We start from the raw sequence: 16,307 nt of genomic DNA on the forward strand, positions 1-16,307 counted from the left end.
GCAAATAGGGAAACGGTAAATGTCTGTTCAGCAAAGGGAAATTGGCCGAAAGACCTTGCTTGAAGAAATTCGCAAGAGCGCCCGCATTCCACGCATCGACCTCTCGGAAAAAACTGGAATCAGTCGCGCGACGGTCACGACCATCACGGCGGACTTGCTGCGTGAAGGCCTGATTGAAGAGGTGAGCGACGACTCACCTAGCAAGGACGCGCGACGCGGAAGACCCCGTGTCGATTTACAGATTCGTGGTGCCGCGCGCTTGATTGCTGGTGCAAAAATCTCGAGCAAAGCCGTGTCGTTGGTGCTTTTGGATTTTAGCGGCCACCAACTGGCAGATCTTGAGGTTGAGATCGAAAAGCCCGTGTTTGACTCAGAAGAACTTGCCGAAGTCTTGAAAGCGGCATGTGATCAGCTTGCACGTGACGCGGGGTTTAAACTCTTGGACCTTTCAGGTCTGGGTGTAGGGATTGCCGGTATCGTTGATGCTCCGCGTGGTTTTGTGCATTGGTCGCCATCCCTGAACGCGCGAAATGTAGAACTGAGCGAGGATCTCGGTGTGCGATTGGGCGTGCCGGTTTACGTGGACAATGACGCCAACCTTGTAGCGCTCGCAGAAAAGTACTTTGGCCTTGGGCGCGGTCATACCGACTTTATTGTCGTCACAATCGAAAGCGGTGTCGGTATGGGCATCGTGATTGGCGACGAGCTGTATCGCGGGACGCGCGGCTGTGGCGCCGAATTCGGTCATACCAAGGTGCACCTTGAGGGCGCCATGTGCCGGTGCGGACAGCGCGGATGTCTTGAGGCCTATGTCGCGGACTATGCTTTGTTGCGAGAGGCGACTTTTGCTGGCGGTGAGAGCGTTGAACAGGATGTCGAAGACTTACTGACTGCGGCACGGGATGGTGCCGGCGTGGCGCGCAGCATCGTAGAACGTGCCGGACGCATGTTTGCGATGGGCCTGGCCAACATCGTCAACATTTTTGATCCAGAGCTTATCATTCTGTCTGGCGAGCAAATGCGCTTTGACCATCTTTACGCGGAAGAGGTGATCGAAGCGATGCGCCGATCCATTGTTCAAGTGGACAAGGCGCCGCCCGAAGTGAAAATCCACAAATGGGGCGACCAGATGTGGGCGATGGGGGCGGCGGCCTATGCCTTGGATATGATCGCTGAGCAGGCCGCCATCGGAGCCGACACAGATGCGGCTTAAACTCGCTCTGGTGGCGCTGCTGGCTTCAAGCCCCTCGCTGGCCGAGCCAGTTTTTCAAAGAGAAGTTGTGCCGCACCACATCTATGGTGGCGGTTGGGAGCATTTTGTCGGCGGTGGGGTCGCCGTGTTTGACTGCAACGACGATCGTTTTCCTGACCTGTTTGTTGCCGGCGGGGAAAATCCGGCCCAGCTTTTGGTCAATACCTCCGAGCCGCGTGGATCCCTGACCTTTCAGCCACAAGCCGATGAGATGATCGCCGTGACAGGGGCCACTGGGGCCTATCCAATGGATGTGGATAATGACGGGGTGTTGGACCTCGTGGTGTTGCGCATTGGCGAAAACGTCATCCTCAAAGGGGGAGACTCCTGCAGTTTCGCGCCAATGACCCTGCCAAATCTCACCTTTGGTGATCGTTGGACTACTGCGTTCACTGCCACCTGGGAAAAGGGCTCCACGCTGCCAACACTAATGTTTGGCAACTATGTGGATCGCCAGAACCCCGAGGGGCCCTTTGAGGCTTGTGACACCAATGACCTTTTCCGTCCTGCCGCGGATGGATATGCAGAAACGCGTTTGCAGCCGGGCTATTGCCCGCTTTCCGCGTTGTTCAGTGACTGGAACCGAAATGGGCGGGCTGACCTGCGCCTAAGCAATGATCGTCACTACTATGTGCGCGGTGGTGCCGAACAGATGTGGGTGATGGAGCCAGAGCCACGGCTTTTGACCGAGGCAGAGGGATGGATCGATCATGAGCTGTGGGGCATGGGTATTGCGTCACGTGATCTGGACTTTGATGGCTTGCCTGAGGTGTTTCTGACATCGATGGGCGATCAAAGACTGCAAAAACTCACACAGGCCGATCTCCCCACTTGGAAGGACGTTCCGTATGAGATGGGGACGACAGCGCATCGCCCGCATGTCGGCGGTGACGGGCGGCCCTCGACGGGATGGCATGTGGCGTTTGGCGATTTGCAAAATGACGGTCTGGACGATGCGTTTATCGCCAAGGGCAACGTTGACCAAATGCCCGGCAGCGCGATGGATGACCCCAATAGTTTGTTGATGCAACGACCAGACGGGACATTTTTCGAAGCCGCCGAAGATGCAGGCATCGCCACCTTTGACCGGTCCCGTGGTGCGGCGCTGGTGGATCTGAATCGTGATGGCCTGTTGGATCTTGTCGTGGTCAATCGCCGCGCGCCGCTCGAGCTTTATCGCAATGCCACGGAGGGCACAGGCAACTGGGTGCGGTTCGCGCTGCGTCAGCAAACCCCGAACACGCAGGCCGTCGGAGCGTTTTTGGAACTTGATCTTGGCACGCATAAAGTGCTCCGTGAAGTCACGGTGGGCGGCGGGCATGCCGGTGGCACGGCCGTGCCAGAGCATTTTGGTCTTGGCCCATCCCAAGCTGTGCGGGTGCGCGTGATCTGGCCTGGTGGGGTGGCCTCGGATTGGGTTCCAGTGAAGGTAAACACGTCTTACGTTGCAACACGCGACGGTGATCAGGTCCACCTTCAGTCCTACTGATCCACCGGCAAGCCGCTGGGCACGGTTTCGGGAATGCCCAAGCGACCTTTCAGGGCACCTTCATCGTTAAGCGCATTGAGAAACGCCACAATGTCCGCGATCTCGAGGTCAGACAGCTGCATCGGCGCAAGGTCATTGGCCTTAGCAATGGCCTCTAATTCCTTCAGGTCGGCATAAATTCGGAAATCATCGGGAAATCTATCCCCCGGCAAAACGGCCATTTTCGGGTCGTAATTCAGCAAGGATGCCACCGGATCCAGATGGTGCCGGATGACTGCATCCAGCTTGGCATAGGCCCCGGCATGACCATAGGGCCCGGTGTGCACGATGTTGCGTAGAGAAGGCGTGCGGAAGCGGTAGGCATCTTCGGGTGCACCTGTTACCCGCATACGTCCGGTGTCACGGCTATGGCTTTCAAACCTTGCCGCTTTGCCCGGTCCGATTTGCGGCATGGCAATGGCGTGAAACCCATGATCCGTCTGGAACAGACCTGAATGGCATGCGTCGCATCCGGCTTTGCCATAAAACAACTCCAGCCCGGCCATGGCGTCGGCGGGCAGGGGGGCTGCGTCTCTCAGATAATGATCAAAGGGACTGTTGTCTGCGCGCCATTCAAACGCAATGAAGGCAGCAATGGCGTTGGCGATGTCTGCAAAGGTAATCGGCGCGTCCGGGCCATTAACCAGCGCAAAGCCGTCGCGGTACTCTGGAATTTCTGCGACACGCTTTGCAAGAAGGTCCCATGCGCCGCCTTTGCCGGTCAGGACACCACGCCGGACAGCCTGGGCCACTTCATTTTCTGAGTAGTGCCCCGCCATCTCATCACCGGATAGAACCGGGAACATGGCTTGCGCGGCAAGTGCCGAGTCAAACCCCTGCTCCATTTCCCTGCCCAAAGGCGTGCGGATACCACTGGGCCGTTCCGGGGCCGTTTCAAGCCGTCCGTCATGGAAAAACGTGGTGAACTCTTCGGCACCCAGATTGAACAGGGCAGGGGCGTTACGCGGGATCCGTTTTTCTGGAACGTTGTCCGGATCATGTTTACGATTTGGCCCCAACGCGATGCCGCCATCGCCCAGCCCAAGCGAAACGCCATCCGACGTTGCAAAGCGGGGGTGGTGGCATGTGGCGCAAGAGACAGTACCGGACCCGCTCAAAATGGGATCATAAAACAGCAGGCGACCCAGTGAGATTTCCGACATATCAGGAGGTGGAAAACTGGCCTCGGGCGATGGCAAGGGGCCTGCTGTGGCAGCAACGGCCATGAATCCAAAGGCTGTGAGCGTTTCGCGGATCATTGGGGGCCTTGTACAAAAATGCGCACGGACAGCCGCTGATGATAAGGGGCGTCCGGTGTGGTGATGATGTTGCCAAAGCTCGCAGTATTGATCGCATTTGGAAAGGTCTGTGGTTCAAGGCAAAGACCTGCGTAGGGGCCATGCTCTTGCCCGGGCAGAGGGGCGTGAACACGGCTCAGATGCTGCGCGGAATAGAGTTGCAGCCCCGGCTGGTCCGTCTCAAGCTCCAGACACAGACCGTTCGACGTTTGTATGCGAGCGGCTGGGGTGCCGGCGTTCAGGACGTAGTTTTGGTCATAGCCTTGCCCGTCAGGATCGGCGTCGTGAAGGCTGCGTGATGCGGCAAAGTCGAACCGTGTACCTGAGACGGGAGTGATGTCACCGTTCGGGATCATGTCCGCATCGGTTGGGGTCGTGTGATCTGCATTGATCTGCAGTGAGGCACCTTGCATGCCCTGCGATGCGCCGAGCGCGTAGTAGTTGTGTTGCGCGAGCGCGATGGGGGTTGGACGATCAACCGCGGCGGTCATGTCATAGGTTAGACGGTCTCCATTGAGGCTGATCCGAACTTCAAAGTCGACTGTTCCGGGAAACCCTTGATCTCCGTCCTCTGACCTCAGTCGCAAAAGAACACTCCCTGCGTCCGCCTCCATGTCCCAAAAACGCTGGCTCAGGCCCAACGGCCCGCCGTGCAACATGTGCGCGCCTTCGTTTGCACTTAAGGCATAGCTCTGCCCGTCTAACTGAAAGGCCGCGTCGCGAATACGGTTGGCAACACGACCGACGATCGCGCCCATAAAGGCCGGGTTGTGACGATAATCCTCGGCATTGGCATAGCCGAGGACCGCCGAAACCTGTTGATCGCCGAGCGGCACCCGCCATTCCTGTGTGATACAGCCAAGGTTGAGAATGGTCACAGAAACGCCCTGATCGCTCAGAACAAGGCCGTGAATGGTATCAGTTTTCGATATCAGGCTTCTCCTGGCTTCACACGAAACGATTAACGTAGTTTTCGAGGATTTCCTGCCGTCCGGATTTGGGAGCGGGCGAGATTTTTCCGTTATGGACGTCGGTGAAAATCGTGTCGAGATCGCTGGCCAGCATGGTTTTGGCTTCCGGGGTATCCCAGCCTGCATAACGTGTGTTCAGAGCCGTTTCCAATCCGCCATCTTCCATCATTGCCGCAGCTGCTTTCAAACCACGGGCGCAGATGTCCATCCCGCCAACATGAGCAGCAATCAGGTCTTCGGCGTCCAGAGACTGGCGGCGCAGTTTGGCGTCAAAATTGGTTCCGCCAGTGGTGAAGCCACCCGATTTCAGGATATGGTAATAACAGAGCGCCACTTCGGGGGTATTGTTGGGAAACTGATCCGTGTCCCAACCCGACTGATAGTCATTGCGGTTCATGTCGATGGATCCGAGCATACCTTCAGCGGTTGCTGTTGCGATCTCATGCTCAAAACTGTGACCGGCAAGGATCGCGTGGCCCTGCTCGAGGTTCAGCTTGACCTCGTTCTCCAGACCGTACTTGCGCAGAAAGCCGATGCATGTCGCGGCATCATAGTCATATTGATGCTTGGAGGGTTCCTGGGGCTTGGGTTCAACAAGGATCGCGCCTTTGAAACCAATCTTGTGCTTGTAGTCGACGACCATGTTCAGGAACCGGCCCATGTGGTCCAGCTCGCGGCCCAGATCGGTGTTGAGCAAGGTTTCATAACCTTCACGCCCGCCCCACAGCACATAGTTTTCACCGCCCAGACGCAGTGTGGCGTCCATGCAGGTTTTGACGGTTGCCGCTGAATAGGCAAAGACATCCGGATCAGGGTTGGTTGACGCTCCGGACATCCAGCGGCGATGGCTGAACATGTTGGCCGTGCCCCACAAGAGTTTGATCTTGCGGGTCGACATCTTTTCTTCGAAGTAACTCACGATTTCTTCAAAGTTCTTCAGGCTTTCGGCAAAGCTATCGCCTTCGGGGCGCACGTCGGCGTCGTGCCAGCAAAAATAGGGCTGGCCGAGAATATCAAACATCTCAAACGCGGCATCAGCCTTTAGTCTGGCCGTGTCCATGCGGTCCTGGGGGTGCCACGGGCGCTCAAACGTCTGGCCGCCAAAGGGGTCGTTGCCTTCCCATGCAAAGGAATGCCAATAGGCCACGGCAAAGCGCAGATGGTCTTCCATCCGTTTGCCCATCAGCATTTCATCCGGGTTGTAATGGCGAAAGGCCATCGGGTTTGTGCTTTCTGGCCCTTCATAGGCAATCGGGGCGATGTCGTGAAAAAAGGTGCTCATGAGGTCAGGGCCTTTATGCCAGGATATAGGGATTTGAACGAGGCATAAGCCTCTTGGTAGTCGGAGCTGAGATCACTGCGTGGTTCAATCGTGAGTGCGATCTCGGGTTTGGTCATGACGGTGTCTGGGCTGGCGCCGGTTGCGCCGCAGATGGCGAGACGCGCCGCACCCAAGGCAGCGCCAAACTCGCCTTTTTCGGGCAGGTGCAGCGGGATGCCGAGGATTGTGGCCACCAATTCCACCCAGTAGGGGGACTTTGATCCACCACCGATGGCAATCGCGCTGGTGAGTTGTGCTCCGGTGGATTGCAGCGCCTCCAGATTGTCACGCAGCGCAAAAGCCACGCCTTCCAAAACAGCCTGTGTCAAGGCCTCGGGACCGGTGTTGATGTCCAGCTCCAACAGAGCGCCGCGAATGGTGCTGTCGTTATGGGGTGTACGTTCGCCCGAGAGATAGGGCAGAAATTGCACACGTCCGGGTCCAGAGATGGTTTCTCCTAGGGCGGCGGTCAGGGTCTGGGCATCGTTTTGCAATGCGCGTGCCAACCAGTTCAGGCTATCTGTCGCTGCCAAAATCACGCCCATTTGGTACCAAGTGTTTGGAACCGCATGACAAAAGGTGTGGACGGCACTGGCCGGGCTGGGCGCATAGCTGTCGCGTGCCGCCAGAAGAACCCCAGAGGTACCAAGTGACACAAACCCGTCGCCCTCGTTCAGCGCGCCAATGCCACAGGCCGCCGCCGCATTGTCTCCGGCTCCGGCCACGATGATCACATCAGCCCCAACTCCCCAGCGGTTGGCCAGATCAGGACGCAGTGTCGCAACGGCCTCGCATCCTTCAAACAACTTTGGCATCTGATCGGCGCGCATGTTGCCGGCGTCCAAAAGTGTTTCAGACCAATCTCGTGCCTGCACGTCCAGCCAGGATGTGCCGGCGCTGTCGGACATGTCCGAGGCATAGGCGCCGGTTAGCCAAAAGTTCAAATAATCCTTGGGCAAAAGCACCTTGGCCGTCTTTTTGAATATCTCAGGCTCGTTGTTGCGGACCCAGCAAAGCTTGGGCGCCGTAAATCCGGGGAAGACGATATTGCCACTCAAGGCGCGGACGTTCTCAGTTGAATCAAGATCGCGGGCCTCAGCAGCGCTGCGGGTGTCATTCCAAAGGATACAGGGGCGCAAAACTTCGCCCTGATCGTCAAGCAACGTTGCGCCATGCATATGGCCCGAGATGCCGATCGCACGAAGGTGTCGGGTGGCGTCCGGTGCCTTTTCTGACAATTCGGACAGGATGTAGTCGCAAGCTTGGATCCAATGTGCTGGATCCTGTTCGCTCCAACCCGGATGCGGACGCTCGGTGCCATAAGAGGCCTCGGCCTCGGCCACGATCGATTGGTCCTCGCGAACCAGAACCCCGCGCATACCGGATGTGCCAAGATCCAATCCCAGATACATAGAAAGACGCCCTCCCAAGCAGTTCGTTAATTTAATTTTTGCGTCAAATTAAATAAAAGATCAAGCCCAACCTGCGGTTTCTTTTTGATTCAACTCGACGGAGAGGGATTTTGGGGGCTGGTTACGGTTTGCCGTATGCCGTGTCGTGGCCAATGGAGTTAGAGGGATTGCCCTATCGAAATGGTGGGGGCCAACTGGTCGCGTCTTAGAGGGCCTTCCAATCCTTGCAGAATGATTTCGGCGGCCTTTTGTCCGATTTCGAAACGATGCGCGTCAGTTGTTGCCAGTTCCAACGGCAGACCACGAAGCATTGGCAGATTGTTGAAGCCCGCAAGCGCCAGATCGTCTGGAACACTAAGTCCCGACGCGAGGCAATGCATATACCCACCAACCGCCATCACATCGCTCGAGTAGTAAATGCAATCGGTATCCTGGGATCGCGCCAGCATCGTCCCGGTCAGGTCACGCCCTGTTTCTATTGAGGATTGGCCTGCATAAAGCTCTTGATCTACAAGCTTGAGCCCATGTTCTCCGAGTGCTTCGATAAATCCATCCAGACGTTTTCGGGCTCTGAAATCCTGAGGCATCTTGGTGCCAATAAAGCCGATGTTCCGATAGCCACGCTGCACCACCGCTTCGGCCATTTCGCGACCTGCGGCGACGTGAGAAATACCGACGCAATGCGCGACGGCCTCTCCATCTACGTCCATGACTTCGACGACTGGGCAATCGGCTGCAGACAACAATGCGCGGGCAGGGGCCGTGTGTTCCAGCCCTGCCACCACCAGACCAGAGGGACGCCAGCTGAGCATCTCCCGGATCACGTCTTCTTCCTCATCCAGATCGTATCCGGTGACCCCGATCACAGGTTTTAGCGGGCTGCTCTCCAGCCCCGACGAGAGACCCGACAAAACCTCGGGAAAAACGAAACTGCTGAGAGAGGGAACGACAACACCAACCAGTTTTACGGATTGGGAGGCCAACGCGCCTGCAATGCGATTCGGCACGTAGCCGATCTCATTCGCGATCTCTTTGACCTTGTTGCGGGTCGCCTCAGAGACGTCCGGAGCATCGCGTAAGGCCCGGCTGGCCGTCATCTCGCTCACCCCGGCGAGCTGTGCAACATCTTTCAGGACTAGTCTTTTGGCCATGCCCAGATGGTTGGCCAGATTTCCGTTTTCTGCAAGGGAAATCGCGTCGTAGATCGTGCGGATCGATGTGGGTTGATTTTTGACAATTTGAACGCTATGGTAGCGCTAACGGTAACGCCACCGGTTACGCCACCGATGCGTGAGATGGAGACTGAGATGACGACAAGAATTGCAATCAATGGATTTGGCCGAATTGGCCGTGGTGTTTTGCGCGCGCTGGTAGAAACCGGCGCAACAGACGTAGAGGTTGTGGCAATCAATGATCTGTCGCCACCGGAAACCCTCGCGCATTTGCTGGAGTTCGACAGCGTGCATGGACGGCTCAAGGCGGACATCAAGGTTGATGGTGATACGATGGTTGTTAACGGCCAGCGCATTCGTCTGACTGCGATCCGCAACCCAGAAGAACTCCCCTGGAGCGACGTCGATATTGCCTATGAATGCACAGGCTTCTTCACGAAACGCGAAGATGCTGCGCGTCATCTGAAAAACGGATCTCGTCGGGTTTTGATCTCGGCGCCGGGGGCTGACGCCGATCGTACGGTGGTTTTTGGCGTGAACGACGCGGAACTTACCAAAGACGATGTCATCGTCTCCAATGCATCTTGCACCACCAATTGCCTTGCACCGATGGCAATGGTTTTGGATCGTGCCTTTGGCATTCGCACCGGGTATATGACAACCGTGCATTCCTTTACCGGGGATCAGCCCAGCCACGACAGCAGCCACAAAGATCTTTACCGTGCGCGGGCGGCATCTGTGTCGATGGTTCCGACCTCGACAGGTGCTGCGCGCGCAATTTCACTGGTTCTGCCACAGCTTAAGGGCAAGCTCGAAGGCTCTGCGATCCGCGTGCCAACACCGAACGTGTCACTGGTCGACCTGAGCTTTGTGCCAAATCGTTCTGTGACCGTTGAAGAGGTTAACAACGCCATTCGCGACGCCGCGGCCAAGGAACTGGCTGGTGTTCTGGCCTATGAAGACCGCCCGCTGGTCTCGATCGATTTCAACCATGATGCGCACTCCTCGGTCTTTGCCGCCGCGCAGACATCGGTCACAGCCGATGGTCTTGTTCGTGTCGTCAGCTGGTATGACAACGAATGGGGTTTTTCCAACCGCATGATCGACACGGGTCGCGTGATCGGGGGGCTGCTGAACGGCAAGCCTGCCCTGAAACTGGCTGGCTAAGTCATGGTTTCTCGCGTTATCCCTGTCGCGCCGTTTGATCTTGTCGTCTTTGGTGCGACAGGAGACTTGGCGCGCCGCAAGATTTTTCCGGGTTTGTTTCACCGTTTTGAGGTTGGACAGATGCCGTCCGAGGCGCGGATCGTAGGTGTTGCGCGCAGTGAAATGGACGTGGATGCCTTTCGCAATCTGTTGCGGGCCAGCCTGTTGGAATTTGCGGATCGTGCGCAGAATGCCGAAGATCGGGTTCAGGCCTTTCTGGAGTGCGTGTCCTATGTTCGCGTCGATGCAGCCGGTGAAGATGGTTGGGAGGCTCTCAGCAAACACATGCGCAAAGACGCTACTCGGGCGTTTTACCTGTCTGTGTCACCCTCGCTGTTTGGTGACATTGCCGACAGGTTGAGCGCCCATGGCATGGCAACCTCTGAAAGTCGCATCGTTGTTGAAAAACCCTTTGGTCAGGATCTGGCTTCGGCGCGGGCTTTGAACGCAACCTTGCGGCGGAGTTTCTCAGAACATCAGATCTATCGCATTGACCACTACTTGGGCAAAGAGACCGTCCAGAACCTGATGGCCTTGCGCTTTGCCAACTCGCTGTGGGAGCCCCTGTGGAATTCAACGCATATTGATCACGTGCAGATCACCGTTTCTGAAAGCATCGGGGTCGAGGGCCGAGGGGCCTATTATGATCGCTCGGGTGCGATGCGTGATATGGTTCAGAACCATTTGATGCAGCTTTTATGCCTGACCGCGATGGAACCGCCATCGAAGTACGATCCAGACGCGGTTCGAAACGAAAAAGTAAAAGTTATCAGCGCTTTGCAAGATGTTCCGCAAGAGGACATTGTGCGCGGTCAGTACCGGGAAACACCGGGGCAGCAAGACAGTTACTGCGACCATGCGGAAAATCCCGACAGCCGCACCGAGAGTTTTGTCGCGATGAAGGTCAATGTCGGAAACTGGCGTTGGAGTGGGACACCGTTCTATCTCAGAACCGGCAAGAAACTTCGGGCGCGCAGTTCGGAAATCGCCGTTGTATTCCGTGATCCACCGCACATGATCTTTCCAAAGATGGAAGGGCGTCGCGGCAATGCGTTGATCATCCGCCTGCAGCCTGACGAAGGCATCACATTACGCACGACCATCAAAGAGCCTGGCCCAGGTGGCTTGCGCCTGGCCGAGGTAACGTTGGACATGACCTTTGCCGAAGCGCTTGCGGGGGGCACCGACACGCAGGATGCTTACGAACGTCTTATCATGGACGTGATCCGCGGCGACCAGACATTGTTCATGCGCGGAGATGAGGTTGAAGCAGCCTGGTCATGGGCGGACCCGATCATTGCCGGTTGGGAAGCGTCCTCGCGTACACCAGAGAAATATGACGCAGGCGGTTCTGGTCCCGAAGATGCACTTATGTTGTTGCATCGTGAGGGTCGCCGCTGGAGAGAAATCGGCTAGGCTGATAACAGTCTGTCAGGTAATACTGGATCCAAGAAAATGACGCTTAACCCAACATTGGAACGGGTCACTGACCGGATCATCGTCCGCAGTGCCGCAACCCGCAGCGCTTATCTCGAAAGAATGCGTGCCGCACAGTCCAAAGGACCGTCGCGCGGGCATTTGTCTTGTAGCGGTCAGGCGCATGCCTATGCCGCTGCGGGGCCGGATCAATCCAGACTGGCCACTGAAAGTACCGGACATCTGGGCATAGTCACGGCCTATAATGATATGCTCTCGGCACATCAGCCCTTTGAAGGCTATCCTCAAATCATCCGTGACGCGGCCCGTGCCGTTGGCGGATCAGCTCAAGTTGCCGGCGGCGTGCCAGCCATGTGTGACGGTGTCACGCAGGGCGAGGCGGGTATGGAACTGAGCCTGTTTTCGCGCGATGTCATCGCCATGGCGACAGCCGTTGCCCTAAGTCACAACACCTTTGATGCGGCGATGTTTCTTGGGGTTTGCGACAAGATTGTTCCAGGCCTCGTAATCGGTGCTCAGAGCTTTGGGCATTTGCCTGCGGTATTTGCCCCAGCGGGCCCTATGAGCAGCGGCCTTGGTAATGAAGATAAAGCGCGGGTGCGCCGCCAGTTTGCCGCCGGAGAAGTCGGACGAGCAGACCTGATGGCCGCGGAAATGGCCGCTTATCACGGCCCCGGAACCTGCACGTTCTATGGCACGGCAAACACCAACCAGATGTTGATGGAGTTCATGGGGCTGCATCTGCCCGGTGCCAGCTTTGTGCCTCCCGACAGTGACTTGCGGCAAGCACTGACCGAAGAGGGCGCCCGCCGTGCGTTGAGCCTCTCGGCCTTGGGAGAAGCCTACACACCGGTCTGTGACATCCTCGACGAACGGGCTTTTGTGAATGGCATCGTGGGTTTGAATGCTACAGGCGGGTCAACCAACTTGTTGATCCATTTGGTAGCGATGGCGCGGGCCGGGGGCATCATCCTGGATTGGCAGGATTTCTCTGACTTGTCTGATGTCACACCGCTTTTGGCGCGGGTCTATCCAAATGGTCTGGCCGATGTGAACATGTTCCATGCCGCTGGCGGCTTGGGGTATCTCATTGGCCAATTGTTGGAGGTTGGCCTTTTGCATCCCGATACAAAGACAGTTGCCGGTGAAGGGCTGCAGGCCTACACACGCTCGCCGGTTTTGGAACAGGACGACCTGAGCTGGGGCGCGCCGATCACGGACAGCCTCAATCCTGCAATCTTGCGTCCGGCTGAGGAGGCTTTTCAGCCCAGTGGTGGACTGAAGCGCCTTGAAGGCGCTTTGGGTGAAGCCGTGATAAAGGTGTCTGCGGTCGACAAAAAACATCGCCTGATCGAAGCGCCTGTGCGTGTCTTTGACGATCAAAACGCCGTCAAAGAAGCCTTTAAGGCAGGCGAATTCACAGGGGACGTCATTGTGGTCGTTCGTTTTCAGGGCCCAAAAGCCAACGGGATGCCGGAACTGCACAGCCTGACACCTCTCTTGTCGATCCTTCAGGGGCGTGGTCATCAGGTTGCTTTGGTGACGGATGGGCGCATGTCAGGGGCCTCGGGCAAGGTTCCTGCGGCGATCCACGTTTGCCCCGAGGCTGCGGATGGTGGCTTGATTGCGCGGCTTCAAGACGGTGATATCATGCGGCTTGACGCCGAAGCTGGGCGACTGGATGTTCTGACCAAAGGTGTCGAAACCCGCGCCTTGGCTGACTATGATGCCAGTGCCAGCGCTGCTGGTTGTGGGCGTGAATTGTTCGGGGTGTTTCGCCAAAGTGTCGGAACGGCAAGCTCGGGCGCAACAGTTTTTGGAGAATAAGTGATGAGCCTATCTGCACATGAGGCCAGCCAGCGAACCCGTGCTTTATGCAATCTGGCCCCAATTGTCCCGGTTATTGTCGTGGACGATTTGGCCACGGCAGAACCATTGGCCGAAGCCCTTGTCGCGGGGGGGCTGCCGGTCCTTGAGGTGACTTTACGCACACCGGCGGCCTTGGACAGCATTCGCGCCATGTCGCGTGTGGCCGGTGGGCACGTGGGGGCAGGGACACTGATCACACCAGATGATGTCCGCGCCGCCAAAGAGGCAGGTGCCACTTTCGGCGTGTCTCCGGGCGCAACTGACGCGTTGTTGCAGGCTTGTGCAGATGAGGACCTGCCCCTGTTGCCGGGTGCCGCGACAGCGAGTGAGGCTATGGCGCTTTTGGAGCGGGGTTATGACATGCTCAAGTTCTTTCCTGCTGAGGCATCGGGCGGCGCACCGGCCCTTGCCGCGATTGGCGCACCTTTGCCGCAAATCAGCTTTTGCCCCACAGGTGGTGTCAGCCCTGAAAATGCGATGGATTACCTATCCCTGCCAAATGTGGTCTGCGCTGGCGGAAGCTGGGTTGCGCCAAAGGACGCGGTTCGGCAGGGTCAGTGGGATAAGATTGAAGAACTGGCCCGCGCGGCTGCGAAACTGGGATGAACAAAGCTATGATGGGTCTTTGGGACAAGCTGAGCGCCAATCAGACAGCAAATCAAGACCGGAGCATCGCGTCATTATTCAGTGATCCCTATAGGTTGGATCGCTTTTCCACCCAGGCTTGTGATGTGTTTCTGGATGCATCCAAGACAAACATCGACAATGCGGCACTGGACCTTTTGATCGGGCTCGTAACTGAGGCCGATGTGGCAGGCAAGCGTGACGCGATGTTTGCGGGCAAGAAAATCAACGACACAGAAGGGCGGGCCGTATTGCATACGGCGTTGCGAGCGAACAATTCTGACCCGCTCAATGTGGACGATGAAGATGTACGTCCGGGAATTGCAGAAACACTCAACCGGATGCGCCAATTTTGTGATGACGTGCGCACCGGAGCGATCACAACACCGGCAGGACAGCGGTTCACCGACGTGGTGAACATTGGCATCGGGGGATCTGACTTGGGTCCCGCAATGGCAGTCCAGGCGCTGGCACCCTATCACGACGGTCCCAAATGCCATTTCGTGTCAAATGTAGACGCCGCCCATATCCATGATGTTGTGGCCGCGCTTGACCCTGCCACAACATTGATCGTGATAGCCTCCAAGACCTTCACCACCATTGAAACCATGACCAATGCCCGCGCTGCGATGATGTGGCTAAAGGCTGGCGTTGGCGCACAAACCACCGGCCATTTGGCGGCAATTTCCAGCGCGGTCGACAAGACTGCGGCAATGGGAATTGACCCCGAACGTGTTTTTGGATTCGAAGAATGGGTTGGCGGGCGCTATTCGCTCTGGGGACCCATCGGGCTTGCTATCATGCTGGCGATTGGTGGGGATCGGTTTGCCGAATTTCTCGCCGGCGCCCGCGACATGGATGCCCATTTCCAAACTGCACCACTGGATCAAAACCTGCCTGTGATGTTGGCGTTGACCGGTTTGTGGCACCGCAATGTCTGTGGCTATCCGACCCGCGCTGTTCTGCCTTACGATCAACGCCTTAACCGGTTTCCGGCCTATCTTCAGCAGTTGGATATGGAAAGCAATGGCAAGCGCGTTACGCTGGCAGGTGAGACGCTGACCATAGCCTCTGGTCCGGTGGTCTGGGGCGAACCCGGAACCAACGGACAGCACGCATTCTACCAGCTGCTGCATCAGGGGACCGATGTCATACCGGCCGAATTTCTGATTGCCGCTGAAGGGCACGAACCGGATTTTCAAGACCACCACGAGTTGCTCAAAGCCAACTGTCTTGCGCAATCCGAAGCTTTGATGCTGGGCCGCAGTGCGACTGCTGCACGCGAAATCGCCGGAGACTTGGGGTTTACCGGGGCCGAGGCGGATCGGCAGGCTGCCCATCGTACTTTTCCCGGCAACCGACCCTCCGTCACGATTGCCTATCCAAAGCTTACCCCTCGCATGCTGGGGACACTGATTGCGCTATATGAGCACCGTGTCTTTGTTGAAGGGGCGGTTTGGGGGATCAATTCGTTTGACCAATGGGGCGTCGAGCTGGGTAAAGAGCTTGCCAAAGCCCTGTTGCCTATGGTGCGTTCCGGGCAGGCCGAAGGCAAAGATGCCTCAACCGCCGGACTGGTCACGTTCCTTAAGAAATAACGACACTTCAGCCTGTATGGCGCGCGAAAAAGCGGCGAATGTCGCTTTCGCTGGGACGTGAACCGGTGAACACTTCGACATAGTCCGGCATACGACGCAAACGGGCGTCTGGGTCTTCGATGACCTCCATCGAGAAATAGCCGATCTGGGTGTAAATCATCGTCATAGCGCGGGCATGCGCCTGTGCTGGATCATATCCGTGCCTGCTGAACATCTCGGTTAATGCGCGGCACCTTTCGATATCCGCAGCATCCAGACGCTCTTGCAATTCCGTTTCGTTGCGCGCCCAGTTGCGAATGGCCAATTCCAGAGGCGCATCAAAAAGATCGTTGTCCAGCCAGCAGTCAAACAGGTTGAACACGGCTTCTCCAATGCTTTCAGAATAGGCCGTACTGCGGGCGACAAGGTTACCGGTGTTTTTCTCTTCCCACCGGTGGATCATCGCCTCGAGCAACGCATCCCGATCCCGGAAATGCCAGTAAAAGCCTGTGCGGGACACTCCAAGCTTTTTTGCCAGCGGCATGACTTTGACGGCCTCAACGCCGTTCTCGGTCAGCAGTTGATAGGCTGCATCCAGCCATGCGGTTTCGGGGATCTTGGGTTTTTGCATTGTATTCAT

The 16,307-nt window shown here is 57.1% G+C and carries 13 protein-coding genes; 7 read left to right on the forward strand and 6 right to left on the reverse strand.

Annotated elements, in window-relative coordinates:
• The first annotated feature begins 19 nt into the window (after positions 1-19).
• Together Q0932_RS07855 and Q0932_RS07860 are read left to right on the forward strand one after the other, a co-directional pair.
• Entirely contained in the window at positions 20-1,213 is a 1,194-nt protein-coding gene (locus Q0932_RS07855) for an ROK family transcriptional regulator (protein ID WP_299351122.1), read from the forward strand.
• The gene (locus Q0932_RS07860; protein WP_299351123.1) at positions 1,203-2,741 is read left to right on the forward strand and encodes a CRTAC1 family protein; all 1,539 of its coding nucleotides are present in this window, start codon (positions 1,203-1,205) and stop codon (positions 2,739-2,741) included. Before Q0932_RS07855 ends, Q0932_RS07860 begins: the two co-directional genes overlap by 11 nt.
• Here Q0932_RS07860 and Q0932_RS07865 read toward each other — a convergent pair.
• From Q0932_RS07865 to Q0932_RS07885, 5 genes are all read right to left on the reverse strand, one after another.
• Positions 2,735-4,039 carry a cytochrome c peroxidase gene (locus Q0932_RS07865; protein ID WP_299351124.1) on the reverse strand — a complete coding sequence of 435 codons (1,305 nt, stop codon included), beginning with the start codon at positions 4,037-4,039 and terminating at the stop codon, positions 2,735-2,737. The two genes, Q0932_RS07860 and Q0932_RS07865, sit on opposite strands and share 7 nt — an antisense overlap.
• Entirely contained in the window at positions 4,036-5,130 is a 1,095-nt protein-coding gene (locus tag Q0932_RS07870; protein WP_299351456.1) for an aldose epimerase family protein, read from the reverse strand. The genes Q0932_RS07865 and Q0932_RS07870 overlap by 4 nt, the downstream gene beginning before the upstream one ends.
• Positions 5,027-6,331, reverse strand: coding sequence for a xylose isomerase (xylA, locus tag Q0932_RS07875; RefSeq protein ID WP_299351125.1), 1,305 nt, complete (start codon positions 6,329-6,331; stop codon positions 5,027-5,029). The genes Q0932_RS07870 and xylA overlap by 104 nt, the downstream gene beginning before the upstream one ends.
• Entirely contained in the window at positions 6,328-7,782 is a 1,455-nt protein-coding gene (gene xylB, locus Q0932_RS07880) for a xylulokinase (RefSeq protein WP_299351126.1), read from the reverse strand. Before xylB ends, xylA begins: the two co-directional genes overlap by 4 nt.
• 158 nt (positions 7,783-7,940) lie before the next feature.
• Positions 7,941-8,933 (reverse strand): LacI family DNA-binding transcriptional regulator, encoded by a 993-nt coding sequence (locus tag Q0932_RS07885; protein ID WP_299351127.1) that lies wholly within the window; start codon positions 8,931-8,933, stop codon positions 7,941-7,943.
• Between the two features lie 156 nt (positions 8,934-9,089).
• Here Q0932_RS07885 and gap point away from each other — a divergent pair, with 156 nt between their 5' ends.
• Genes gap through pgi form a run of 5 tightly spaced genes read left to right on the forward strand, consistent with a single transcriptional unit; the run spans position 9,090 to position 15,688 of the window.
• Positions 9,090-10,121, forward strand: a complete 1,032-nt coding sequence (gene gap / locus Q0932_RS07890; RefSeq protein ID WP_299351128.1) for a type I glyceraldehyde-3-phosphate dehydrogenase — start codon at positions 9,090-9,092, stop codon at positions 10,119-10,121.
• 3 nt (positions 10,122-10,124) lie between these two features.
• The gene (gene zwf, locus Q0932_RS07895; RefSeq protein ID WP_299351129.1) at positions 10,125-11,576 is read left to right on the forward strand and encodes a glucose-6-phosphate dehydrogenase; all 1,452 of its coding nucleotides are present in this window, start codon (positions 10,125-10,127) and stop codon (positions 11,574-11,576) included.
• A 39-nt stretch (positions 11,577-11,615) separates the two neighbouring features.
• Positions 11,616-13,424, forward strand: coding sequence for a phosphogluconate dehydratase (gene edd, locus Q0932_RS07900; RefSeq protein WP_299351130.1), 1,809 nt, complete (start codon positions 11,616-11,618; stop codon positions 13,422-13,424).
• Positions 13,425-13,427: 3 nt separating this feature from the next.
• Positions 13,428-14,072: a bifunctional 4-hydroxy-2-oxoglutarate aldolase/2-dehydro-3-deoxy-phosphogluconate aldolase gene (locus Q0932_RS07905; RefSeq protein WP_299351132.1), complete on the forward strand. Its 645-nt coding sequence runs from the start codon at positions 13,428-13,430 to the stop codon at positions 14,070-14,072.
• Positions 14,073-14,080: 8 nt separating this feature from the next.
• The gene (gene pgi / locus Q0932_RS07910; protein ID WP_299351457.1) at positions 14,081-15,688 is read left to right on the forward strand and encodes a glucose-6-phosphate isomerase; all 1,608 of its coding nucleotides are present in this window, start codon (positions 14,081-14,083) and stop codon (positions 15,686-15,688) included.
• A 7-nt stretch (positions 15,689-15,695) separates the two neighbouring features.
• Here the strand turns inward: pgi and Q0932_RS07915 are convergent, their stop codons facing one another.
• Entirely contained in the window at positions 15,696-16,298 is a 603-nt protein-coding gene (locus tag Q0932_RS07915; RefSeq protein WP_366141396.1) for a TetR/AcrR family transcriptional regulator, read from the reverse strand.
• Between the last annotated feature and the right edge of the window lie 9 nt (positions 16,299-16,307).

The organism is uncultured Shimia sp. (assembly GCF_947498095.1).
Classification (GTDB): Bacteria; Pseudomonadota; Alphaproteobacteria; order Rhodobacterales; family Rhodobacteraceae; genus Shimia.